Genomic DNA, 23,568 nt, shown 5'->3' with positions numbered 1-23,568 from the left:
TGTTTCTCCTGTTAAAAATTTGTTTACTGCGCAACATCATCTGTTGCGCTTACCTGCGTTTTAGCTTGGGTAATTTGGCTATTAGGTGGCACGCTGCGTGTCAGCCACACATTGCCACCGATCACTGAACCGGCACCAATCGTGATGCGTCCAAGAATGGTGGCACCTGCGTAGATCACCACATCATCTTCAAGGATCGGGTGCCTTGCGCTGCCCTTAATTAGATGGCCTTGTTCATCGGTCGGGAAGCGTTTAGCTCCAAGTGTCACGGCTTGGTAAAGCCGAACATGCCGTCCTATCAGTGCAGTTTCACCAATCACGACACCTGTTCCATGATCAATAAAAAAGCCTTCATCAATCGTCGCCCCTGGGTGAATGTCTATGCCAGTAGCAGAATGAGCAAGTTCAGAAATGATTCTAGCGATGAGAGGCAAGCCTAATTTGTGCAACTCATGCGCTAAACGGTAGTGAATAATGGCTGATATACCTGGGTAGCAAACCAGCACCTCATCCAAACTACGTGCGGCTGGGTCACCTTGAAATGCAGCGTCTAAGTCTGTATCCAAAAGTTTTCGTATTTTTGGTAAAGACTTAGCAAACGCACGCGCCTTATTCATCGCGGCCTCTACGCTAGGTGTTTTGTCATGATCGGTGTCGGCGGAGTAACGTAACTCCAGCTGGATTTGCGTATTGAGTTCACGCAAGGCGGTATCCAGTGTGAACCCCACAAAATAGTCTATGCCTTCCTCTTGAAGGCCTGGCGCACCCAAGCGGTTTGGGAAAAGCGCAGCACTTAAGCCATCAATCACCGTTTGCAATGCTTTTCTTGAAGGTAACTTTGGCGGCTTGTTACGTCGATGCCTGTGCTCTAAAGAAGTCACCCTTACATCACGCAAAGCCTGCACAATGCCTTGGATATCAAAACTTTCATTTGGCAATATCGTAGTTATGTTAGACATATCAATACCTGTCGCAGAAAATAAAAAAAGCCAGTGGTCTCTCGACTCACTGGCTTCCGGTTGTCCGGTCAGCACTCGCTAACTGAAATATTCTATAAATAATGACAAGGCTTTAATCGTCGCCTTGTTTTGTGCAATCAATATACACCACTCTCACTATTTAAAGAAGTAGTCAAAAATGCTTCAATAATATTTATAAATTATATACATATATTTTTTTATTCTTTTACATTATTAAACCTTGATGATTAACTTAGACACTCCTAAATTATTGAACTAGAGTAAATCATATGAATAAAAAATCTCTCTTAGCAGGACTGCTGACCATCAGCAGCTTAATTTTCACGGGCAGTGCCTTTGCCAACAGTGCACTACTAAACGTTTCATACGACGTGACACGCGAGTTTTATAAAGATTTCAATCCATCTTTCGTTAACTACTGGAAACAAAAAACCGGCGAAACTGTCACCATTAATCAATCACACGGCGGCTCCAGCAAACAGGCCAGATCGGTGTCAGATGGGTTAGAAGCTGACATTATCTCCATGAACCAAGCACCGGATATCGACATCCTGTATGACCGTGCAAAGTTGATTCCTAAAGATTGGCAAAAACGCCTACCTAATGCAAGTTCGCCAACCAACTCTACCACTGTGTTTTTAGTACGCAAAGGCAACCCTAAAAATATCAAAGATTGGGATGATTTAATTAAACCAGATGTTAGCGTGGTGATTCCTAACCCTAAAACTTCAGGTAACGGCAAGTACAGCTATTTGGCAGCCTGGGGTTATGTCATCAAAAAAGGCGGTGATGACGCGCAAGCCAAAGACTTTGTAACCAAACTATTTAAAAATGTGCCGGTATTAGATACAGGCGGTCGCGGCGCAACCACCACATTTGCACAGCGCGAAATTGGTGATGCATTACTTACATTTGAAAATGAAGTAAACCTCATTAAAAAAGAGCTAGGCGACAAATTTGACGTGGTATATCCATCCACTAGCATTTTGGCTGAAAACCCAATCGCAGTTGTAGATAAGTTTGCAATCAAACATAAGAATCAAGCGCTAGCCCAAGCCTACGTAGAGTACCACTTCTCTGAAGCTGGCCAAGAGATTGCTGCTCAACACTACCTAAGACCAAGCGTAGCTTCTGTTGCTAACAAATACAAAGCTCGTTTTAGAAACATAGAGCTATTTAGTGTTGGCGATGTTTTCGGCAGCTGGACTAAAGCACAAAAAGTACACTTTGCAGATGGCGCACTGTTTGACCAAATCTACCAAAAATAAAGCCTGCTACTGCATATTCAACACTACGGATATGCACTAATTCCAGTTCTTCATATGGCGCACCTGACAACTGGGCGCGCCATCTAAGTTACAACACACCTCAGCTAAAATATGGTAACTAAATTCAATTAGTTAACACCAAATTTTCTAAAAAATCACTATTGCCTAAATAATAAATTAGCCCTCCCACGCATTTCCAGCATGGGAGGGCTTTTTAATAGCACAGCCTTTTTTGCTAATGACTAGACTGATACCACAATGCCTTTATCGTCAAATAAGCCTTCAAAGAGAATAGAGCTTAAATAGCGTTCACCAGAGTCTGGCAATACCACAACAATTGTTTTACCAGCGTTTTCAGGGCGCTTTGCATAGCGCACAGCGACAGCCACAGCCGCGCCACAAGAAATACCAGACAGGATACCCTCTTCCTTAGCTAAGCGCTGTGCGTAAAGCACAGCCTCTTCATTCGTTACTTGTGCGATATCATCAACCAGTGACAAATCTAGCACTTCAGGCACAAAACCAGCGCCTATCCCTTGTATTTTATGCGGGGCTGGTTTAATTTCCTCACCTGCAAGTTTTTGGCTTAATACAGGGCTAGCAGCAGGCTCTACTGCAACTGAAATGATGGCTTTCTTTTGTGTGTTCTTGATGTATCTGCTCACCCCGGTAATCGTGCCGCCAGTACCTACACCAGAGACTAAAATATCAATTTTTCCATCAGTCGCATCCCAGATTTCTGGGCCTGTGGTTTTTTCATGAATCTCAGGATTAGCTGGGTTTTTAAACTGTTGTAGTAGTACATAACGGTTAGGGTCAGAAGCAGCAATCTCTTCTGCTTTTGCAATCGCGCCACTCATGCCCTTGGCACCTTCGGTTAGCACTAATTTAGCACCATAAGCCACTAACAGCTTGCGGCGCTCTATACTCATAGTTTCTGGCATAGTAAGGGTTAGTGGAATGCCTCTGGCTGCCGCAACAAATGCCAATGCAATACCCGTGTTACCACTGGTAGGCTCAACAATCTCCTTACCTGGCCCCAAAAGTCCGCGCTGCTCTGCATCCCATATCATGGCAGCACCGATGCGACATTTAACCGAATAAGCTGGATTACGGCCCTCAATTTTGGCAAGCACTAGCGCTGGCGCACCATCTGTCACCCGATTTAACTTAACCAACGGTGTTTTACCGATAGATTGCGCGTTGTCTTCATACCAATTTGCCATGAATATTCCTATTTTTTCTGTGTTAACTATAAGCTTTAATCAAGCGATTATAAGTGGAAGTCTAGCAATTTAAATAACCAACTTACAATAACTTTTAGCTATTTAGTTACAAGTAAAAAGCATAAAGACGATGATAGAAACTAGTGCTTTCGCAACCTTGTAGCACTTGGCAAGCTTATGCTATTCAATGACAGATGCGTTAAAACAGTTCAGCCTGTGCGGCGGGTGGTGCACTTAACAGTGCCTCAATTTCCACCTCAAAAATCCCAAGCTTGCCCGCACATGGCATAAAAGATACAGGCCTGGCTTGTTCAAATAAGAACCCATAATGTCGACTACTAACCCCTTGAAACTGTGCTCGATGCTGACGACTTATACGCTCGGGCAATGCATCGGGCCGGCTACAAAGCACCAAATCTGCTACCCCTACTACCCCACCGTACGCTAGTTCTTCTTTAGCCGGCAACGGAATGTCTGTATTGGCTTTAAGATAATCATAATACACATCATACAAACCCTTGCTCGCATGAATAAGTATTGAACCACGATACGTGGTACCCCAAGTACGGTCATCCACCATCAGATAGCCATTTGTAATCAACCATGCAAAAGGCTGCTTAAATGAAAGCACTTTATGGAGCCCATTAATAGCGCTTGCTCTTAATATTTCAGTATCACTCATTACCATAAAACTTTTCTTGATTAGCAGACGTCACAATCGTCCATCTGCGATAAAGTTATTGTAGTGCATCACCGGCTGTGCGCTAGCTACTTTAGTAGGACAGCAACTGGGACAGACAGAAGTATAGCGTTGATAGCGAGAACAACTTAGCTAAATTTGAGATGTGTATAGATGAAAGTGAAAGGCATAAAAAAACCCAGAATCATCTGGGTTTTTATCATACTTGAAACAAGTATTATTTGTTCATGACGTACATAGTAACTTCAAAGCCAAAACGCATTTCAGTAGCTGCTGGTGTTGTCCACATAATCATTCTCCTAGTATTTGGTTTGAACTGACGTAGTGTCGTGTTCTAATGATTCCACTATAAACCTGTGTAGAAAAATAATACTGTGATTGTTCATGAATGACGACTACGTAAAATCATGAATAGCCACTCTATCATTACCAACCTATATGCCCAGTTAAGTTAGGCTGGATTGCTTTCTATAATATAAATTACCTTAAAGAATATGCATTCCACTCATGCTTAGCACGTAGCCTAGCGGTTTTGTGTAGTTTCCATAAGCTACGCAGCCCTACTAATGCAGTGATAATAATCAACGTAAAAAGCATAGAAAGACCAACTTCACCAAACTGCCTAACAAGGACACTAAAACTTTTCACATGAAACCCTCCCGCACCGCTTGAGAATGTTGTGAGTGGGAGCACTGCAAGCACTATTACCAGCAGGCAATGCTGAACTCTTTTACTATAAAGGGCTTCACGCTTAGTTAGCTGTTCAATGTATTGATGGATTGCCATGTCATAGCTCCTATTCAGTTTAATGATTAAACCCTGTTGCGTTACAGGTAAATCTTTAAACGTTAAGGTAACTATGTTTTATTGCAGCAATATGAAACTGGCACTTATATAAACTTAAATAGCATCAGAAAATCTATGCATACCTAATGGTTATTATCGTGCCTATATGCAGTAAAACGATAGGCTGTGCGGCGGCTAAAACCGATGCAGGAGGTTGTGATGGGATAAGAAACCACATGACATTACCGAAAGCCACCAAGATGGAGACTAGAAATCAACCGGTTGATTAGTAGTGGATTTTCATGAGAGAAAGCGCTGGCGGAAGAGGAGAGATTCGAACTCTCGATAGGGTTGCCCCTATGCCACCTTTCCAGGGTGGTGACTTAAACCGCTCATCCACTCTTCCGTTAGGGGGCGAATTATAGTGCAATTCGCTGTAAAAAACTTATACCCCGATGTTTTTTTATTTGTTAATTACGCTGCCCTGCCCAACAAAATAAACGTGTCAAGCATGCCTTTACCTTTAACTTCAACTGCCTTACGTGAAGAGAATACATAGTCGTGCGCTAGCAGCTGCTGCGTCTCCTGCGTAACTTGTATTGAATTAGGCAGACTGGTTTCTTCCATACGGCTAGCCATATTGACGGTATCACCCCACAAATCATAGCTAAATTTGCTACTGCCAATCACGCCAGCAACAACGGGGCCAGTATTAATGCCGATGCGCATGCTGAGGTTTATCCCGGTTGATTCAGACAACTCCTTTAGTGCGACCTGCATATCCAAAGCCATCTCTATCATGCGATGCGCATGGTTATCACAAACGATAGGCGCGCCAGAAACCACCATATATGCATCACCAATCGTTTTGATTTTTTCTACCTGATACTTATCTGCCAACTGATCAAAGCGTAAAAATATCTGCGAGAGCAAATCAATTAACTGTGTAGGCGACATTTTGTCTGACATGTGCGTAAAGTTAATCAAATCGGCAAACATGACCGTTACGCTTTCGTAGTGATCAGCGATACGCATGTCGTAGTCTTTTAGCCTTTGTGCAATTGGTGCTGGCAAAATGTTCAGCAACAGCTGCTCAGACCTTGCCTGCTCAATCTCAAGCGAGTGCATGATGCGCTCTTTCTGCACCTGAAAAAAGCGCAAAACGCCATACAAGATAGCAGCAGTACCGGTGATATTCATCAGGAAGAATGCGTCTTTAACCCCATTAGGAATCGGCATCGCGTTAATCGCGAAGTAATTATTGAGCTTCCAGGAAAGAAACGCCAAGCCGACAAACAGCAAAAACCACGGGGTGGACTGACGTGTACCTAAAATCATTAAGGCACCTACCGGCGACAAAATAGCCCAGATGGCAACGCCGCTAGAGGCTTCAAACCCGCCAATAATCCATTGCATAAAGAATGGCATCACCAACAGCATGACTAGTTGCGTAAACGTAAAGTACTCAAAACGCTTAAACTGGTAAAAAATGAATAAGCTAAAGTAGGAAATAATCAGATAAAAGTAAGGAACAGCCGCAATCAAGGCATAGCCCTCACCTAGGCTAGAGAGTGTGTATATCCAGAAAAAGCTCACTAAAGTTTCAGCAACGACTAGTATGGATAAAATGGCTCTGCCCAGGCTTAAGGAAGTTGGATTCAATAAACCGTCCCAAAAGCTACGCGCAAATATTGATGAGTTTGCTAAGTCAGTCGCCATGTTTGAACAATGAATATGCAGTTTTTTTTAATTACGACAACCACACTATAACTTAAGCAACTGTCTTTTTCTATTTTTAAATCAATCAAGCTGTTAAATCATATTGCAACCAAAATTCGATTAGTGCGTCATACAAAAGCTAAATTAATCACCAAAATTATTGAAGATAAAAATTATGGATTTATCTCTCCATAAATTCATTAATTTTATAAATGCAATCGACTAATGCTTGATTTGCTTGCGCCTTAGCGTTATTGTTTTGGAGTGGCGGTGTTACAAAACTCGTTTATTTACAAGCACTTTAGCGGGATTAACCCTTTTTAAAGTTTCTTGACGAAGAATAGCGGGTAGACAATAAGAATTACTATATTAACGAGAGAAAAACTATAGGAGTTGGTATGAGTTTAGATTTATTAAAAGGTCTTGGTGTCACAATACCTTACAAAACCAAATACGATAATTTTATCGGTGGCAAATGGGTAGCTCCTGTCAAAGGCGAGTATTTTGATGTGATTACGCCGATTACTGGCAAACCTTACACAAAAGCAGCCCGCTCTGGCGCTGAAGATGTTGAACTCGCACTAGATGCGGCACACGCAGCTGCAGATGGCTGGGCTCGCACACCTCCAGCACAACGTGCCAACTTACTATTAAAAATTGCTGATCGCTTAGAAGCAAACTTAGAAATGATTGCTACCGCTGAAACGGTTGATAACGGTAAACCAATTCGCGAAACCGTAAATGCAGATATTCCATTAGCAATTGACCATTTCCGCTACTTCGCCGGCTGCCTACGTGCGCAAGAAGGTAGCTTGAGTGAAATTGATGAAACCACAGTGGCCTACCATTTCCATGAGCCATTAGGTGTTGTTGGTCAGATTATCCCTTGGAACTTCCCAATTTTAATGGCTGCTTGGAAACTAGCACCAGCAGTTGCTGCAGGTAACTGTGTAGTGATGAAGCCCGCTGAATTCACACCTATCAGCCTGTTGATTTTAATGGAAGTGATTGCTGATATCTTGCCTCCAGGTGTGATTAACATTGTGAATGGTTACGGTCGTGAAGTAGGTGCACCTTTAGCCAACAGCCGCCGTATTGCGAAAATTGCATTTACAGGCTCAACCGCAACTGGCCGCGTGATTGCACAAGCTGCTGCGGGCAACTTGATTCCAGCAACATTGGAACTAGGTGGTAAATCACCTAACATCTTCTTTGAAGATATCGCATTAGCTGACGATGACTTCTTTGATAAAGCAGTTGAAGGCTTAGTGTTATTTGCCTTTAACCAAGGTGAAGTCTGTACCTGTCCGTCACGCGCACTGATTCAAGAGTCTGTGTATGACAAGTTTATGGAGCGCGTATTACCTCGAGTCGCTGCAATCAAACAAGGCAATCCACTTGACCCTAACACAATGATCGGCGCACAAGCTTCTGAAGATCAAATCAATAAAATCATGTCTTACATGGATATTGGTAAACAAGAAGGCGCGCAACTGCTTATCGGCGGCGAGCGTAATCACCTAACAGGCGCTTTGGCTGATGGTTACTACGTAAAACCAACCTTGTTCAAAGGCAATAACAAAATGCGTATTTTCCAAGAAGAAATTTTTGGCCCAGTGCTCGCTGTTACTACCTTTAAAGATGAGGCCGAAGCATTGGCGATTGCTAATGACACCGTGTTTGGCTTAGGTTCTGGTGTATGGTCACGTGATGGTAGCCGCGCTTACCGCATGGGCCGTGGCATCAAAGCTGGCCGCGTTTGGACTAACTGTTACCATGCCTACCCTGCGCATGCTGCGTTTGGTGGCTATAAAGAGTCTGGTATTGGTCGTGAAACTCACAAAATGATGTTAGATCACTACCAACAAACTAAGAATCTTTTAGTAAGCTATAACGCTAAAAAATTAGGCTTCTTCTAATATTGCGCTTATCGCTAGTCTTTAACATGCCTGTTATCTACAATAATAGGCACGTTAATTGATTAAAACAAAGAGGCGGCTAACCCGCCTCTTTTTTTCAGGGGTTTATGATGACAGACCGCATCTCCGCCACACCATCAGCACTTGCGCTGATTGAGCAGCTCACACTTGCACATGGCCCTATTATTTTTTTCCAATCCGGTGGTTGCTGCGAAGGTAGCGGCCCACTATGTATGCCCGCCAATGAATTTAGACCCAGCCCCTCTGATGTGGTGCTTGGCGAATTAGCAGGTGCTATTTTCTATATGGGTGATAGCCATTTCTCGTTCGCAGAAAACACGCACACGATACTAGATGCGGTGCCAGGGTCTAGCGGCTCATTTTCTTTGGATTGCGGATCAGGTCAGGCCTTTATTACACGCGGTCGTTTATACAACGATGAGGAGCTAAAGCAACTGCCACCCGTCGTACGTTACGGCTACTAATGGCCTAGCTGTTGTATGAAAGCTTAAACCAAGCTCTCAGGCAAATTCTCAGAACCAATTACCCGATTACGTCCGCTATGCTTTGCTTTATACAGTGAGGCGTCAGCCCGCGGTATTAGCACCTCAGGCGTTTCATTACCTACGCGCTCAGCAACGCCAGCACTAAAGGTAATCAGCACACGCTCATTGTTATGCATAAAAAAGCTTTTAGTGAGCTCGCGCTGTACGCGTGTAATCACTTTCACTGCTTCATCTTGCGGCGTTGCAGGCAAGATAATAATAAATTCTTCACCGCCGTAACGTGCCAGTACATCCGTTGTACGCAAGACATCTTTCAGCACTTTAACCAAATGCGTCAAGGCCTCGTCACCTGTTGCATGACCGAGCGTATCATTAAGTTTTTTAAAGTGGTCAATATCCAGCATTGCAACACATAAGGTCGTGTTGTGACGATCCGCACGGCTAAACTCGCGCTCCAGCGCCTCATCCATTCCGCGCCGATTTAATGCACCGGTTAAATAGTCCTGATGCGCTACCTGCCCAATATAATCCAGCTCAGCAGTCAGTTCCTGGATACGTTTTTCTGCGGCGAGCGCCTGTTTCTGGCTATTCATAAACTCATCACGCGTACGCTGTACCGTTAAACCAATCGAGCGTGTGTCATCCAGAATGCTATTAAGCAACACGTTCAGTTCACCAATGTTATCGGTGGTGGCAATCTTTTGCTGATAAGCTTCAATCTTGTCGTGATAATCGCTCGTGCTTTCTGTCATTTCCACCAGCCTATCAACAAAAGTGGTCACCATTTTCTTCAGGGTGTCTTTTGCTTCGGTAAGCGCCGGCTTCAGCTGGGCTTGCTTATATACCAGCTCTTTCAAGCTGCTTTCAGCATCGTATAGCGTGTTTAGATTAACAGGCTTAGACACAATGTCACTAATGACCGTAGTTTGTGCGTAAAGCCATTGATCTTCTGCCTGCACCATCTCACCCATGCTCGAAAGCACCAAGCGTAGCAACTGCAATAATGACTCATGGATGCGGCTTTGCTGATCGCGTTGCATCTCTAGCGATAATAAAATAGATTTTAAATCTGCAGCACAGATCATTAAGCTTTGCTCATTGCTTGCTTTTTGCATGCGGTCAAGCAAGCTGACTGCTTTTTGGTGTAAGTCTGGTGTGGCGGCTAAATTGGGAATAATCGACAGCTCAAATGCTCGTAACAACATGTCACGCCATTGGCTAGATCCAGCCACAGAGTTTGCAGACGTAACCTGTGTTGTCACGCTAGCCGCAGTACCAACATCAACAGCGGCATCTGATGACATCACTGCATCAGCAGTGCCGCTTAAGCCCCATGAGTTCACTAACGCCTGAATCTTTTGCGCGAGTACGTCCGAGTCACTGGCAAAGTTAACCAGCACCTTACTCAAACCCTCTTTTTTGCGGCTTAAGGTCACGCCTTTATGGCTAACTTCTAGCTGCTTCAGTAAGTTACGAATAACGTTGGACCAGTTAGCCTCTTCCACATTAGCACTGGTGGCGCTAGATGGAAAAAGCTTGGTTAGCTGCTCTTCTACTTTAGGCCAATCCCCTTTTTCGATGAGCGGGTTAAGCGCTTGTGCAACCGCAATATATTTTGGTTTTTGCTTACCGGCTTGCTGGAGCACTTTTTCTAGTGTTTTGCCTAACTCTGCGGATTGGTCTATCGACTTAACCCCCATGATTTCGTCGTAAACACTGCGAAAGTGATCAGGGGTTGGTGGCAACTTGCGTTGCATCAGTTGTATCAAGGTCTGGCGAGCAGCTTCAATAGGAGAGTTTTTTTGTTCCATCGTTTATTGTCTATTCATTATGTTGCAAACACTACTGCCGCAATATCAATCAGTTAACTTGTGGACCCAGCGTATTATTATAAGCTGATAGCCACCATTTATACGCGAGATATTTTCACCTATCTACTCCGCCCTTAAGGCGTTAATTGGATCTAACATTGATGCGCTTCTGGCCGGCATTACGCCGGCCAACAGGCCTATTGCTACAGAGATTAAAAGTGAAATAATGGCGAAACTCCACGGCGTATGCACCGGCAAAGCTGGCAATAAAAATTGCAACAGCTGCGCGGTCACAACACCAAACAACAGGCCACACACACCGCCTAATGCAGCCAGTGCAACAGACTCACCTAAGAACAAAAACAGCACCGTAGCACGCTGTGCGCCCAGTGCCATCATCAAACCGATTTCATTGGTACGCTCACTCACGGCGATAGTCATAATCGTGACAATGCCTACGCCCCCTACCAGTAATGAGATGCCGCCCAGTGCACCCACCGCCATCGTTAATATATTGAGTATATTGGACAGTGTGTTCAGCATATCCTCCTGTGTGGTTACGGTGAAATCCTCAGCCCCATGACGTAGCTTCAGCAAAGACTTCACTGCGTTAGCAACGCTCGTGGAGGCTACGCCTTCTTGGTAAATCACATGAATTTCCATCAAGCCCTCACGGTTGTATAACTCCAATGCACGCTCGGTGGGGATAAATGCCGTGTCATCAAGATCAATACCGAGAAACTGGCCTTTAGGCGCCATTACACCAATTACGCGAAAATGCAGACCGCCGATTTTAACGCGAGCACCTAATGGGTTCTGGTGGCCAAACAGCTCCTCTCGCAACTTACTGCCAAGCACAATCACAGCGCGTGAATCTCCCATGTTGGCTGCAGGTAAAAAGCTACCGATACGTATTGAAGAACTAAAAACCCGAGTAAAGTCCGCATCAACCCCATACACCGTGGAGCGCCGTAAGCGGCCATTGGCGGCTAGCTCAGAGTTACCCCATACCGTAGGTGTTGCGCCAGTCACATTGGGCAACTGTTTAAGCGCTAACGCATCTTCCATGGTAAGCAAGCGTGCCGTGGATGGAATGCCTGCCGGGGCCTGCCCGCCAGTTTTGATTTTTCCGGGTGCAATCGCAATCACATTGGTGCCAAACTGGGTAAACTCCGCCAACACATAGCAGTGCATGCCTTCGCCAATAGAGGTCAATAAAATCACAGACCATATACCCACAGCAATGCCTAGCATGGTTAAAAAGCTACGTAACCGATGCGCACTAATGGCATGCATAGCAAACCGTATAGAATCTCTAATTAACATATATGCTCTAGTAGTAAACGCTTTCGCAATCGCATTGGTGAACACGCGCGGCTAAATCACCATTATTTTCTGGATAGCGCCTGAATCGCATCCAGTTTGGCGGCATTTCTAGCTGGCATTACTCCAAATACCAAGCCAGAAACTAAGGCAGTGCCTAAACCTGCTAACACTGACCATAGCGGTGGATAGGCAGGAAACACAGGATATAAATAACGTAAAACCGCAGCCCCCAGATAACCAAACCCCACCCCGACAACTGCACCAGCCACAGAAAGCAATAATGCCTCAAACAGAAACAACTGCTGCACTGCTGAGGTAGTTGCCCCCAGCGCTTTTAATAAGCCAATTTCAGCCGTGCGCTGCGTCACCGAAACCAGCATGACATTCATCACCAATATGCCGGCAACCGCTAAGCTGATTGCAGCGATACCGGCAATGCCCAGAGTTAGCACGTTTAAAATCTTATCGAAAGTTTGCAACACGGCATCTTGTGCAATGACGGTAATATCCTCTTCACCTTCATGCCGGGCAATAATAGTCTTTAACACGCGCGACTTCACAGGGTTAATCTGTTCGCGGCTATGCGCTTCAATTAAAATGCGGAACAAGGTATTGGTATTTAACATCGCCTGTGCAGTATTGATAGGCACAATCACTACATCATTACTAGTAATTCCCATACCGCGGCCGCCTTCAGCCAATACACCTACCACCCGATATTTTCTGTCGCTAATACGCACACTTTTACCAATCGGGTTATCAGTGCCAAATAGTTCGGTGCGTACCACCGCACCTAACACTACCTCTGGTGAGCCGCCACCAAACTCGGTGTTTGTAAGAAAGCGCCCCAGTGACAACTTAAGATTACGTAGCTGGATATAATCGGCATTAGTGCCGATTAAGATAGATTCACGCAGCTTTCCGAATGCCTTAACTTCGGTTGTTGCCACTACCAGAGGAGACACCCGTTTAACGCCTGCCAGCCTCAGCAAAGCTTCGGCATCGTTAACCGTTAAATCCCGCGGTGTACTCGTTACCAAGTTTGCAGGGTTAAATCCACGAGTTTCCGAGCGCCCTGGCAAAACAATCGCTAAATTGGTACCGATAGAAGAGAACTCATCCACCACATAACGCCTTGCCCCATCGCCCAACGCCGTTAACACCACCACGGAGGCAACCCCTATCGCCATTGCCAAGGCCAGCAACACAGTACGTACTGGCGAACCTATGGCGGCATAACCGGCAAAACGTAATGCATCAAGGAATCTCATCGTATGTTGCCCCAAGAGTAAGACTAGCTGCCGTATCGCTCACAATCGCACCATCATCCATTTTGACTTGCCTGCGCGCGCGCGCACCTAGTGCCTGATCATGCGTTACCACAATCAAGGTCATGCCCTGTGCATTTAATGCTTCAAGCAGAGCCACCACCTCCTCGCCCGTCACTTTATCCAAGTTACCGGTAGGCTCGTCTGCCAGCAGTAAGGTTGGCTGCATAATGGTAGCGCGCGCAATCGCCACACGTTGCCGCTGGCCGCCAGATAGCTCATTGGGCCTATGTTCAGCGCGTGCATCTAAACCATAATCATGCAGCACTTGCTTTACTCGCCTAGCACGTTCATCGGGGTTGATGCCGGCAAGCATCAGTGGCAGCTCAATATTGGCTGAGGCAGTTAACCTTGGTACTAAATGAAAACTCTGGAAAATAAAACCAACATGCTCACTGCGCACACGCGCCTGCTCATCGGCAGCAAGTGTAGTGACGTCGCGCCCAGCTAAATGATACACGCCAGTATCTGCACGATCTAACAAGCCCAACACGTTCAGCAACGTAGATTTACCAGAGCCTGACGGCCCCATCACCGCAATATACTCACCCTGCATGACGTTAAGATTAATATCACGCAAAGCGTGTACCTGAGCATCACCTAAATAAAAAGTGCGGCCAATATGCGTTAGACTGATAAGAGTGTCGGCCTCAGCCATAACTTACTCCTCCGACAACTCCACGCTGACTAAAGCACCGGCTTGCACCCCCTCACGATCTACAGAGGTCACAATCCGATCACCTTTGTTAAGCCCGCCTAATATCTCAGTATATTGCCAATTAGCAATACCTGTTTTTACCGCACGCGCTTCCAGTTTTCTGGTTTTATCTTGATAAAGTAGCACCCTTCCGCCCTCCAGCAATGCTGAAGTTGGAACCCTGAGTACTTGGTCACGATGGTCTAAAACCACCTCAACATCAGCGCTGTAACCCACTAATAACTGCTTGATATCCGCGGCGTTATCCAATGCAACATCAACATCAATCGTACGGGCCTGTTTTTCCACCGCAACTACATAAGGCGCCACACGCTTAACATGGCCCAACAAGGTTTTGCCTGGTAAAGCATCCAGCACTATGCGTGCAGGTTGTCCCAGCTTAATTTTAGGGGCATCCACTTCATCCATCGGCACTTGTACGTAAAGGCATGAACTATCAATTAAATCTATTGCCGGTGGCGTAGCAACACCTGGAGGTGAAGGTGTCGTGTACTCACCTAATTCTCCAACGATATCAGCAACCACACCATCAAATGGCGCAGCCAGTACAGTTCTGTTCTGCTCCACCTGAGCCAACTTTAATCTCGCCTGCGCCTGAGCAATCTCAGTCTTAATGGATAAACATGCTGCACGGCGTGACCTTGCCTCTGAACGTGATTTTTCTTCTGCAGACTCGGAAATAAAACCGCGTTGCCGGAGTTGTGTGCTGCGCGCAGCCTCTCTCTCGGCATTGTCAGCCAAGATACACACCTCACCAACACGCTTGCGTGCGCTATCTACTTGCTTGAGTGCCAACGCACTTTGGGCTTGCTGATCCTCATTCCACAATTGAATAAGCACTTGCCCTTTTTTAACATGGTCGCCCTTTTTAACGCCTAGGTACGCGATACGACCACCGATGATTGGAGATAAGCGGGTACGCAAGCAAGCCTCAACTGAGCCGGCTCGTGTATTGGAAACGCTGGACTCAACTAGCCCAGGCTGTACAACAAAAAGAGTGACGGGTAGCGGCTTCGGCTTTGTAAAATACCAAGCGCCAGCCCCAACCAACAGGATAAATCCAATCGATATCAGAATGCGCCGCATTGACCCTCTTGCTGTTAAACGTAAGAAACGGTGACTTAATCAAGCTTACCGCACAAATAGTGTAAAACACGAATACGCGCAGATAACCACGCTAAGTCAACTTCATTCTAGACTTAGCTGTACGACTAAGCAATATCAATCAGGGAGTAACTTCAAGAATACAAATCTAACAAAAAGCTTTGCAAAAATATTTGCTAGATAAGTGATTTAAATCGGAAAAAAACTTTGGTGCCCGGGGCCGGAGTCGAACCGGCACACGCTTACGCGCGAGAGATTTTAAGTCTCTTGTGTCTACCAATTTCACCACCCGGGCGGATGGAAGGTGTAGATCAAACAACGGTGCGTATTCTATAACAATTACTGAAAATATTGCAAAACTATTTCATCATTTTTTAATTATTTTTCTACATTTGCATTTTCAATCGGTTTTTTGCACTCGCAACACCAAAAAACCCCGCTCAGCCACGCCCAATATACTCAAAAAATTAAAGCGCACCGCTAATAGCATTAGGATGCGCTTTTATTGTGTTGCTGCTTTACTTCCAAATTACTGCAAATAAATAACTTCAAACCAAGTGATTTAAGCAAGTTAAAGTTATTGGATATGTTATTTCACTAGCTCGCGGATAATTTTCCAATCACTACTTTCATTTTGGAACTGTAATTCTTTGTTCGCACTGTCTTGATAAGCAATGGTTGGCGTACGCTGCATATTGCAAACTTCACAAGAGGTATCTGCCACTTTTTTAATTTTAAAGGTGGTTAAGGTGTATGCCTGTTTGAATATAGCTTTACCGGTATCACCATCACAACTCACTTGTAAATCTTCAATCTTTAAGCCAATTTTGCCATTAGTGCTTAAACGCTGACGGCGTTGCTTTTCCCATGCAGCTCTATCTAACGGCGCTTCTGGTGCGAATTTATCCGCATAGAATCTGAAATAGCGATCTGCATCTTTTTGACGCCAAGAACTAGCCCAGTCATTCACACGGTCTGTAATTGTCTGCACATTACAAGTTGGTGCGGCCGCAGGTGCCACTACTGGTGTTGCAACAGGCGTTACCGGTTTAGCCATTGATGGGTAAATATTAGCCAATGGTTTAGCATCTGCCACCAATGCGGCTTTATCGATTTGAATTTGTACGGGCGCTAAAGCTTGGCAAACATTTTCGTTATCCAAGTAGTCTTCACGTGCATATTCAGGCAAATTACCTCGTTGCGCCCCTATTTTATTGAGCAACTCGCCTTGGCCTGCATAGGTTCTTGCATGTGCTAACTGCAAGTCATACTCGGTATTAGTCAAACTGCGCTTAGCCTGAAAATATTCGTTCTCAGAGTCCAATAAATCCAATAGCGTGCGCTGACCAATATCGTACTGTTTACGGTAAGCCTCACGCGCATTCTCAATTGATGTTTTGTGTTTGCTTCGGTAAATTTGCTGCTCAGTTAGCTGCTTCACATCATTGTAAGCAACGGTGACTATCTGACGTGTATCAATACACGCTTTATCACGCTGATCATGCGCGCCATTAAGCTTTTGCGCTGCGGTGTTCACTGAATTTTTATCAGAGAAACCATTAAACAAGTTAAAATTCATGGTTAATTCAAGCAGGTCAGCAGCACTATTACTGTAGCGCCCATCAGAGCTTGTGCCTAAATTTTTACGCGCTTGTAAATTCAACTGAGGATAGTAGCGAGACTCGTTGGTTTTAATCTCGTTCTTTTTGGCTTGGATATCCTCAATGGTTGATAACAAGTCCGGGTTTTGTCTGTATGCCACTTTAAGTGCAGCTTCTGGGCTTGGCTCCAAATTGGCATTAAATAATGTCGGCGCTTCTAATGTGGCTGGCGGCAGCTCACCATATAGCCTCTGCAACCTAGCTGTCACGTCGTGCAAATTAGTCGTTTCAGTGAGTAAGTTAGCCTCGGCCAATGCCAAACGGCCACTTGCCTGCTCCAAGTCAACTTTACGGGCAACACCAGCATTCACACGCTCTTGAATACGATCAAATAATTGTTTATGTATTACATAGTTGTCTTTTGCGTATTGAATTAACTCTTGGTAACGCAGTGTATCCAAGTACGCACGCACAAATTCTAGTGTGGTGCTTTGCATGGCGCTTTGCAGCTCAAAATAGCGAACTCTACTAGCATGACCCAAACGTTTAACTTCATTGCTGGTTGCAAAGCCGTCAAAAATCATTTGCCTTAGCACCAACTCATTATTCATACGTGGAATTTGCGTATTGCTTGTATTTTTGACCAGCTCCTCTTGGTTACGGTAGGTAGAAACAAGGTCTGCCTTAGGCAAAAAGCCGCCACGAACGGTCTCTTGCTCGTAGCCTGCTTCTAAAAACTTGTGATATCTAGCTTGAACCTCAGGATTTGAAGTGATTGTTTTTTCAACCATATCTTTTAAGCTAATTAAAGGTTCTGCGGCATGCACAACATTAGTTACTAATGTGCTCAAGCCGAGCAAGAACAAATAACTTAATTTATATTTAAACTGTTTACTCAAATCACTCTCCGAATCCTAAAACGCTTTCTAATTTTTAATTAGCGTCTGCAACATGCACTTAATAAAACGATATCAACAGGTGCATCAGCAAAAAATATACCAGATTAGTAATCAGAAGTTTAAACCGGTTCATTTCAATGAGCTTATAAAGCACTGATTAAAGCGCAGATGTTACATAATAGAATGATGATTATCAATCATTTACATGATGTTACTTAAACACATTACAAAAATTTACAATGCACATCCATGTGATATTTTTCTTGAGCAAGCAGTATTTAATGACGATAAGTCGCTGAAAATAATACAGCAACAACGAGAGTCTTGATAAAAAAGTGTCTACTTATTGACACTTTAAATGATTTTTAATCATGCCGGATTTAATAGGGATGAAATTAATGTGATGATATTTCGACAAGCATCAATTAAATAAAAAGACCTTTAGTGACGAGATGCCACCAAAGGTCTTAACTTGAAACAGTTAAATTAATATTGGTATGATCGAATGATTAATCCGTAATTAATTTTTGATTATTAATCAGATTTTGAATGATTTGCTGGTCAGTTGTATTGGTTCCAATCAAATCAACATTCTGTAATGTAATCGTTTGTACTTCAGCTGCTGGGTTATAGCCATTATTGAAACTACCGTTGCTACTAATATGCACCACTGTATCAGTACCCACTTTTTCAAAATGCAGATAGTCTTCTAGATTAGCACCCACACCTACTGCAGTCTCACCCTGCAACAAATCACGCAAGTCCAACTTATCTACATTAGCGGCGGTATTGAAGTCAGTAATTGTATCGCTAGCTGGTACACCCACTGTGCCGCTATCAGCCAAATGCCAAACAAAGGTGTCGCTACCAGCACCACCGGTCAGGATATCATTACCTGCACCGCCGATTAAGATATCGTTACCAGCGCCGCCATCTAACACATCATTGCCCTGACCACCATCTAGACGATCAGCGCCATTGCCACCATAAATGGTGTCATTACCACCTCCACCAGAGATTGCATCGTTACCACCATTACCATACAGAGTGTCGTTTGTATTGCCGCCAATAATGACCTCATCAACATCACCACCACGGATAGTAGTACCAGCTACTGAGTAGATATCTGCCGTAGCACCGGCTGTACCGCTACCTGAACTCAGCGTGTAGTCAAACTGGCCATGCTCATCGGTTGCACCGCTGATCTGATCCAAAGTAATCAACAAGTTGTAATCAGTGCTAGCAGCTGTGCCAGCGGCTGAAGATTCAACGCGAATATAATATTCACCATCGACAGGCGCTATAAAGTAAGCATTAGGAGCACCACTCACTGTTGCTAAAGTTGTACTAACCAATGTGCCTGCGCTATTAATATACTCTACAGCACCTATCATATTTTGTGACTGGTTATCGACATCAATAAAGATACGCTCGCCCGCAAACAATCTCACCTTCACGTAATCAATATCTTTCACCGTAGAGGTATTAGCAATACGACCGCTGAAGACTTGGGTTTTGCCTGCTACATCTACCGCCCATGCTTGACCACCTGGCAACACTGTGCCGTAGCGCGTTCTATCAGTTAAGTCCACCGCATTCTCACGCACGTTATTCATCGCATACGAAGTATTGTCATACACGCTACCACTCAACAATGTCTCGGTTTCCACCTGTATGGTTTTAGCCGTAGTTGCACTTGGGTTAAACACGATATTGCTAGTACCACCAACAGTACCATTCACTGCGTTGCTAGTACCGGTAATCGTACCTATGCCGTTAACTAATGTATCATTGTGAAGCAACAAGGCTGAGCTTATGTTAATTGGCGTACCAGCAGTCACATTAGTCAGAATAGTGTCACGGTTGGCATCTAAGTTGGCAATGTAATCCAAGTTAATCACCAGATTAAGATTAGCTAAATCGCCATCACCGTCTACGGCCGTTACGACAAATACCTCTTGTTGGTTTTGGATAGTTGCATTCACCACCAAGCTGTATGTGTAAGTGCTTGTAATCCAATCCACCTCTAATTGGCCACCTTTATTGGTGTTAATGGTGATATTGGTTGGGCCACCGGAGACATAATTATAAGTGACACCGTCCACCAAGATGCTTTGGACGCTGCCGCCATCCGCACCCAGCAGGAAGCCAGTGGTACTGCCAGCACCGGACACCACAGAAAGCGTACCTGCCACCAAACCACCATCTACGGTAGCCAGCAATGAGGCTGCTAAGTCGGATGGATTCACGACGCGAATTGCGTAATCCTCCTGACCATCGACCGGATCAGTATCGTTATTTGGATAAGCAATTGGCAACAAGTTAGTCAGGCTCACTGACGGACCGATACCCACACCGAAGGCAATAGAAGGTGAGGTGTTACCAGTTGCTGAAGTGTTTTGTACAAAGTTCTCCCACTGCGCGATAGTTGGTGTCGAAGTCGTAGTCAGTCCGAAGCCAGAGTTTGGGTCACCATCGGTCACAAAGTAGATCAAGGTCTTATCAGCTGGTGGCTGAGTGTAACCAGTCATCAGCTCATTCAATGCCGTGGTGTACTGTGTACCACCTGTGGGTTGAATATTATTAATGTAGTTAATTGCTCCGGTCGTATCATCGATATACCAATTAGTCTCGGTAGCATCCGAAGAGAAATCTACAATCTTGACGTTAACGTTACCCAAGCCATCAAATTTATTCACCAACTCTGCTAACGCATTTTTAGCAATCAGCATACGTGCACTGGCTGCATCAAATAGCGGGTCAGTTGATGCACGCCCTGCTGCGTCAAACGCCATACTGCCTGAGCGATCGATCACCAATACCAAGTTATAGGTAGTGAGTGAAGGCGAAGTCAGCGTTTGTGAGATATCACCTATACGTACCGGTGCATCGTCCACAATATTGATATTTAACGTTGAGTTAGTGGTTTGACCGTTAAAGGTATTAGTCAATACATAGTTAAAGCTTGGCGCGTCGTTCACCCCTTGTGTGGTTGCAGAGTTTAAGGTGTAAACATAGTCCCCTTTAGCAAATCCACCAGTGGCCTGAGTATATACCGTTAAAGTACCGATTGAATTGCTGATAGTAATGACTCCACTGACTGGTGAAGTGCCGTTAACGCTAGTAATTTGGGTTGTACCACTGACACCTGTATCGTTTGCAAGTAAGTTGCCAGTGACTGCTTCTGACGTCAGCGTTGGCTGTGTACCAGTGGCTAATGCCGCCTCGTATACGGTGGCATTGTCTGCAACAGCTGTCACTGTCGAGTCGGTGGTTACAGTCAGCGTTGCAGAAGATACACTACCGTCTGCATCGGCTATCGTATAAGTAAAGGCATCTGGCGTTATGCTACTTAAATCTTGAGTGGCAGTTAGCCCATCAATACGATAGGTAGCACCCGATGATGTAAATTGTATATATCTGAACGCGGCACCTGCAGAAATTACACCTGTTTGAATATTGTTGTTCCCACTGGTCCCACCAATGGTGCCAGTTGCAACAAAGTTACCGTTCACATCATAAGCACGCCATGTTGCAGTCTCGCCATTACTTAAATCTGTAAGTGTCACACTGGCGGAAGTAGTACCAAAACCAGCACCTAAGTCTAACACCAGATGCTCACCACTCTCAATTCGGTTATTGTTTGAACTACCTGCAGAAGACTCGACACCCAAACCGTCATTATTTGTTCCGCTATTATCACGATGCCTTACAAACCCTGCCGCAGAAGCAGTTAGGCTAGACAGATTTAAATTAGATCCAGTTTGTGGACTTGATCCATCAAAACCATAGGTACTAATTCCTGCAGATGTCCAAACAGCCTGAGTATTATTACCTGTACCTGCTACCACTTGGCGATTAGACAATGAAGAAGTATAGGTGTAGTTACCATCATCTTGATCAATCACCAAAGTACCGTTATTGGTGACAATAGTACGGACATTACCCGCACCAAGTGTATTAGACAATGCACCGACGATGGTAACATTGGTAATCACCACAGGCGCATCAGCCCCAAGGCTATCTGCTGTAGCGCCGCCTGCTCCTGTTAAAACATTACCGGTAGTGCTACCTCCAATACCAACACTATCGGTATCGCTATTAGCAAGTAGTTGGCTGTCGGTTACGTTAATAGTGACCGTGGTCCATGCAGAGTTTAAACTGCCATCTGTTGCACGGTAGACAAAACTATCCACATCAAGTGTTGCATCCCCATGGTTACGCACTGGTGCTGTGTAGGTAAATGTACCATTAGCATTCATAACCACAGTGCCACCAAGCGCCGTTGTAATTGCATTAGAACCATTTGCTGTAGTGGCAGTAGAACCGCTATTTGTTGCAAATTGAGCTACTGTCAAATTAGCAAGTGGCGAATCAACATCCGTATCATTCGCCAACACATTACCACGAACAACCGTCGTCCCTTCTACCACACTGTTAGCGCCGTTAAACACATCAGCGATACCCACAGGTGCGTCATTCACAGCAATCACATTAATAGTGGTTGTAGCCGTATTAGAGTTCGCAAATCCATCATTAACAACCACAGTAATATTTCTCGGGGTTGTATTTGGCGCGTCACTGGTGTTTGCAAAAGTAATCGCACGAATTGCTGTTTGGTAATTAGCCAAAGTTGCGTTACCGCTTAATGTCACTAGATTACCTACGATGCTACTAGTAATTCCAGCTGGTAAAACACCTGCAGCAAGTACATCGCCAGCTTGCATATTGGTTAATGTAATCACTGCACTCACTAAATTAGTAGAGTCAACATCAGTGATTGCAATGTCAGTATCTGCAACAGAAATGCCTACACCATTTTCAGTATAGCTAGTAACAAAATTCGCACCGCTTGTTGTGGAATTATTTGCATCTAGGTCAAGGACTGGCGCGTTGTCATTCACGTTTGTCTCGTTCAGGGTAATGGTCGCGCTGCTGTTGTTGCCAGCCGCGTCACGTACCGTGATGCCGTAGTTGCCAGTATTCGTGCCTTGTTCAAAGTCGTTGACGCCAGAGGCTGCACCAGCCGCCGTGATGGTGATCACGCCGGTGTTGCTGATTTGGTAGTAACCATCAGCGCTGGTGTTGGTGCCAGTGGCGGTAAAGCTGTAGCCAGTGACGCCGACGTTGTCTGATGCGACGACCGTGGCAACGGTGGTGCCAGCGGCGCGGTTTTCTGCATAAGAGAAGGTTTGGTTGGCGATCACTGGGTTGGTGTCGTCCAAATCGGTCTCGTTCAGCGTAATCGTCGCGCTGCTGTTGTTGCCAGCCGCGTCACGTACCGTGATGCCGTAGTTGCCAGTATTCGTGCCTTGTTCAAAGTCGTTGACGCCAGAGGCTGCACCAGCCGCCGTGATGGTGATCACGCCAGTGTTGCTGATTTGGTAGTAACCATCAGCGCTGGTGTTGGTGCCAGTGGCGGTAAAGCTGTAGCCAGTCACGCCGACGTTGTCTGATGCGACGACCGTGGCAACGGTGGTGCCAGCGGCGCGGTTTTCTGCATAAGAGAAGGTTTGGTTGGCGATAGTAGGTAATGTGCTATCTACGCTGTAGCCTTCGGTGTCACTTGCGGTCGCGGTGTTGCCAGCTGCATCAGTGGTGCTCACAGAAGCATCGATCACGTGGTCTGGGTCAGCCACTAAGTCGCTGCCAGCCACTGGGATGCTGAAGGTTAAAC

16 protein-coding genes and 2 tRNA genes are annotated in these 23,568 nt (G+C 45.1%); 3 read left to right on the top strand and 15 right to left on the bottom strand.

Annotation, left to right across the window (positions count from 1 at the left end; genetic code table 11):
• Positions 1 to 23: 23 nt before the first annotated feature.
• Positions 24 to 959, bottom strand: coding sequence for a serine O-acetyltransferase EpsC (gene epsC / locus VGD82_RS01970; RefSeq protein ID WP_331018788.1), 936 nt, complete (start codon positions 957 to 959; stop codon positions 24 to 26).
• A gap of 290 nt (positions 960 to 1,249) precedes the next feature.
• On the opposite strand from epsC, the gene VGD82_RS01965 reads away from it, so the two are divergent.
• Entirely contained in the window at positions 1,250 to 2,248 is a 999-nt protein-coding gene (locus tag VGD82_RS01965; protein ID WP_331018787.1) for a sulfate ABC transporter substrate-binding protein, read from the top strand.
• A 242-nt stretch (positions 2,249 to 2,490) separates the two neighbouring features.
• Here VGD82_RS01965 and cysK read toward each other — a convergent pair whose 3' ends face one another.
• From cysK to VGD82_RS01935, 6 genes are all read right to left on the bottom strand, one after another.
• Positions 2,491 to 3,474 (bottom strand): cysteine synthase A, encoded by a 984-nt coding sequence (gene cysK, locus VGD82_RS01960; protein ID WP_331018786.1) that lies wholly within the window; start codon positions 3,472 to 3,474, stop codon positions 2,491 to 2,493.
• A 199-nt stretch (positions 3,475 to 3,673) separates the two neighbouring features.
• Positions 3,674 to 4,156 (bottom strand): hypothetical protein, encoded by a 483-nt coding sequence (locus VGD82_RS01955; protein WP_331018785.1) that lies wholly within the window; start codon positions 4,154 to 4,156, stop codon positions 3,674 to 3,676.
• Between the two features lie 235 nt (positions 4,157 to 4,391).
• Positions 4,392 to 4,463 carry a pyrroloquinoline quinone precursor peptide PqqA gene (gene pqqA, locus VGD82_RS01950; protein WP_012777389.1) on the bottom strand — a complete coding sequence of 24 codons (72 nt, stop codon included), beginning with the start codon at positions 4,461 to 4,463 and terminating at the stop codon, positions 4,392 to 4,394.
• Between the two features lie 191 nt (positions 4,464 to 4,654).
• Positions 4,655 to 4,960 carry a hypothetical protein gene (locus VGD82_RS01945; protein WP_331018784.1) on the bottom strand — a complete coding sequence of 102 codons (306 nt, stop codon included), beginning with the start codon at positions 4,958 to 4,960 and terminating at the stop codon, positions 4,655 to 4,657.
• A gap of 316 nt (positions 4,961 to 5,276) precedes the next feature.
• Positions 5,277 to 5,366, bottom strand: a tRNA-Ser gene (locus tag VGD82_RS01940).
• A 68-nt stretch (positions 5,367 to 5,434) separates the two neighbouring features.
• Entirely contained in the window at positions 5,435 to 6,679 is a 1,245-nt protein-coding gene (locus VGD82_RS01935) for an adenylate/guanylate cyclase domain-containing protein (protein WP_331018783.1), read from the bottom strand.
• 398 nt (positions 6,680 to 7,077) lie between these two features.
• Between VGD82_RS01935 and VGD82_RS01930 the strand changes: the two genes are divergently transcribed.
• Positions 7,078 to 8,598, top strand: a complete 1,521-nt coding sequence (locus tag VGD82_RS01930; RefSeq protein WP_331018782.1) for an aldehyde dehydrogenase family protein — start codon at positions 7,078 to 7,080, stop codon at positions 8,596 to 8,598.
• Positions 8,599 to 8,708: 110 nt separating this feature from the next.
• Positions 8,709 to 9,083 carry a DUF779 domain-containing protein gene (locus tag VGD82_RS01925; RefSeq protein WP_331019271.1) on the top strand — a complete coding sequence of 125 codons (375 nt, stop codon included), beginning with the start codon at positions 8,709 to 8,711 and terminating at the stop codon, positions 9,081 to 9,083.
• Positions 9,084 to 9,106: 23 nt separating this feature from the next.
• On the opposite strand, the gene VGD82_RS01920 is transcribed toward VGD82_RS01925, so the two are convergent.
• The 8 genes from VGD82_RS01920 to VGD82_RS01885 form a co-directional block, all read right to left on the bottom strand.
• Positions 9,107 to 10,915, bottom strand: coding sequence for a GGDEF domain-containing protein (locus VGD82_RS01920; protein WP_331018781.1), 1,809 nt, complete (start codon positions 10,913 to 10,915; stop codon positions 9,107 to 9,109).
• Positions 10,916 to 11,038: 123 nt separating this feature from the next.
• Positions 11,039 to 12,241, bottom strand: a complete 1,203-nt coding sequence (locus VGD82_RS01915) for an ABC transporter permease (RefSeq protein WP_331018780.1) — start codon at positions 12,239 to 12,241, stop codon at positions 11,039 to 11,041.
• A 62-nt stretch (positions 12,242 to 12,303) separates the two neighbouring features.
• Positions 12,304 to 13,512: an ABC transporter permease gene (locus tag VGD82_RS01910; protein ID WP_331018779.1), complete on the bottom strand. Its 1,209-nt coding sequence runs from the start codon at positions 13,510 to 13,512 to the stop codon at positions 12,304 to 12,306.
• A complete protein-coding gene (locus tag VGD82_RS01905) occupies positions 13,499 to 14,227 on the bottom strand; it encodes an ABC transporter ATP-binding protein (RefSeq protein ID WP_331018778.1) in 729 nt (242 codons plus the stop codon). The genes VGD82_RS01910 and VGD82_RS01905 overlap by 14 nt, the downstream gene beginning before the upstream one ends.
• A gap of 3 nt (positions 14,228 to 14,230) precedes the next feature.
• Positions 14,231 to 15,373 (bottom strand): efflux RND transporter periplasmic adaptor subunit, encoded by a 1,143-nt coding sequence (locus VGD82_RS01900; protein ID WP_331018777.1) that lies wholly within the window; start codon positions 15,371 to 15,373, stop codon positions 14,231 to 14,233.
• A 226-nt stretch (positions 15,374 to 15,599) separates the two neighbouring features.
• Positions 15,600 to 15,686 (bottom strand) — tRNA-Leu (locus VGD82_RS01895).
• Between the two features lie 294 nt (positions 15,687 to 15,980).
• On the bottom strand, positions 15,981 to 17,891 hold the full coding sequence (locus VGD82_RS01890; RefSeq protein ID WP_331018776.1) for a TolC family outer membrane protein: 1,911 nt from the start codon (positions 17,889 to 17,891) through the stop codon (positions 15,981 to 15,983).
• A 509-nt stretch (positions 17,892 to 18,400) separates the two neighbouring features.
• On the bottom strand, positions 18,401 to 23,568 hold a 5,168-nt coding region (locus VGD82_RS01885; protein WP_331018775.1), incomplete at its 5' end, for a type I secretion C-terminal target domain-containing protein.

Source organism: Methylotenera sp., from assembly GCF_036401095.1.
Lineage (GTDB): Bacteria > Pseudomonadota > Gammaproteobacteria > Burkholderiales > Methylophilaceae > Methylotenera.
This window is presented reverse-complemented; position numbering and strand designations above follow the sequence as displayed.

What these genes read in the sequence shown, in the direction of transcription:
- epsC (WP_331018788.1), bottom strand. Translation starts at nt 959, where the DNA reads ATGTCTAACATAACTACGATATTGCCAAATGAAAGTTTTGATATCCAA.
- VGD82_RS01965 (WP_331018787.1), top strand. Translation starts at nt 1,250, where the DNA reads ATGAATAAAAAATCTCTCTTAGCAGGACTGCTGACCATCAGCAGCTTA.
- cysK (WP_331018786.1), bottom strand. Translation starts at nt 3,474, where the DNA reads ATGGCAAATTGGTATGAAGACAACGCGCAATCTATCGGTAAAACACCG.
- VGD82_RS01955 (WP_331018785.1), bottom strand. Translation starts at nt 4,156, where the DNA reads ATGAGTGATACTGAAATATTAAGAGCAAGCGCTATTAATGGGCTCCAT.
- VGD82_RS01945 (WP_331018784.1), bottom strand. Translation starts at nt 4,960, where the DNA reads ATGGCAATCCATCAATACATTGAACAGCTAACTAAGCGTGAAGCCCTT.
- VGD82_RS01935 (WP_331018783.1), bottom strand. Translation starts at nt 6,679, where the DNA reads ATGGCGACTGACTTAGCAAACTCATCAATATTTGCGCGTAGCTTTTGG.
- VGD82_RS01930 (WP_331018782.1), top strand. Translation starts at nt 7,078, where the DNA reads ATGAGTTTAGATTTATTAAAAGGTCTTGGTGTCACAATACCTTACAAA.
- VGD82_RS01925 (WP_331019271.1), top strand. Translation starts at nt 8,709, where the DNA reads ATGACAGACCGCATCTCCGCCACACCATCAGCACTTGCGCTGATTGAG.
- VGD82_RS01920 (WP_331018781.1), bottom strand. Translation starts at nt 10,915, where the DNA reads ATGGAACAAAAAAACTCTCCTATTGAAGCTGCTCGCCAGACCTTGATA.
- VGD82_RS01915 (WP_331018780.1), bottom strand. Translation starts at nt 12,241, where the DNA reads ATGTTAATTAGAGATTCTATACGGTTTGCTATGCATGCCATTAGTGCG.
- VGD82_RS01910 (WP_331018779.1), bottom strand. Translation starts at nt 13,512, where the DNA reads ATGAGATTCCTTGATGCATTACGTTTTGCCGGTTATGCCGCCATAGGT.
- VGD82_RS01905 (WP_331018778.1), bottom strand. Translation starts at nt 14,227, where the DNA reads ATGGCTGAGGCCGACACTCTTATCAGTCTAACGCATATTGGCCGCACT.
- VGD82_RS01900 (WP_331018777.1), bottom strand. Translation starts at nt 15,373, where the DNA reads ATGCGGCGCATTCTGATATCGATTGGATTTATCCTGTTGGTTGGGGCT.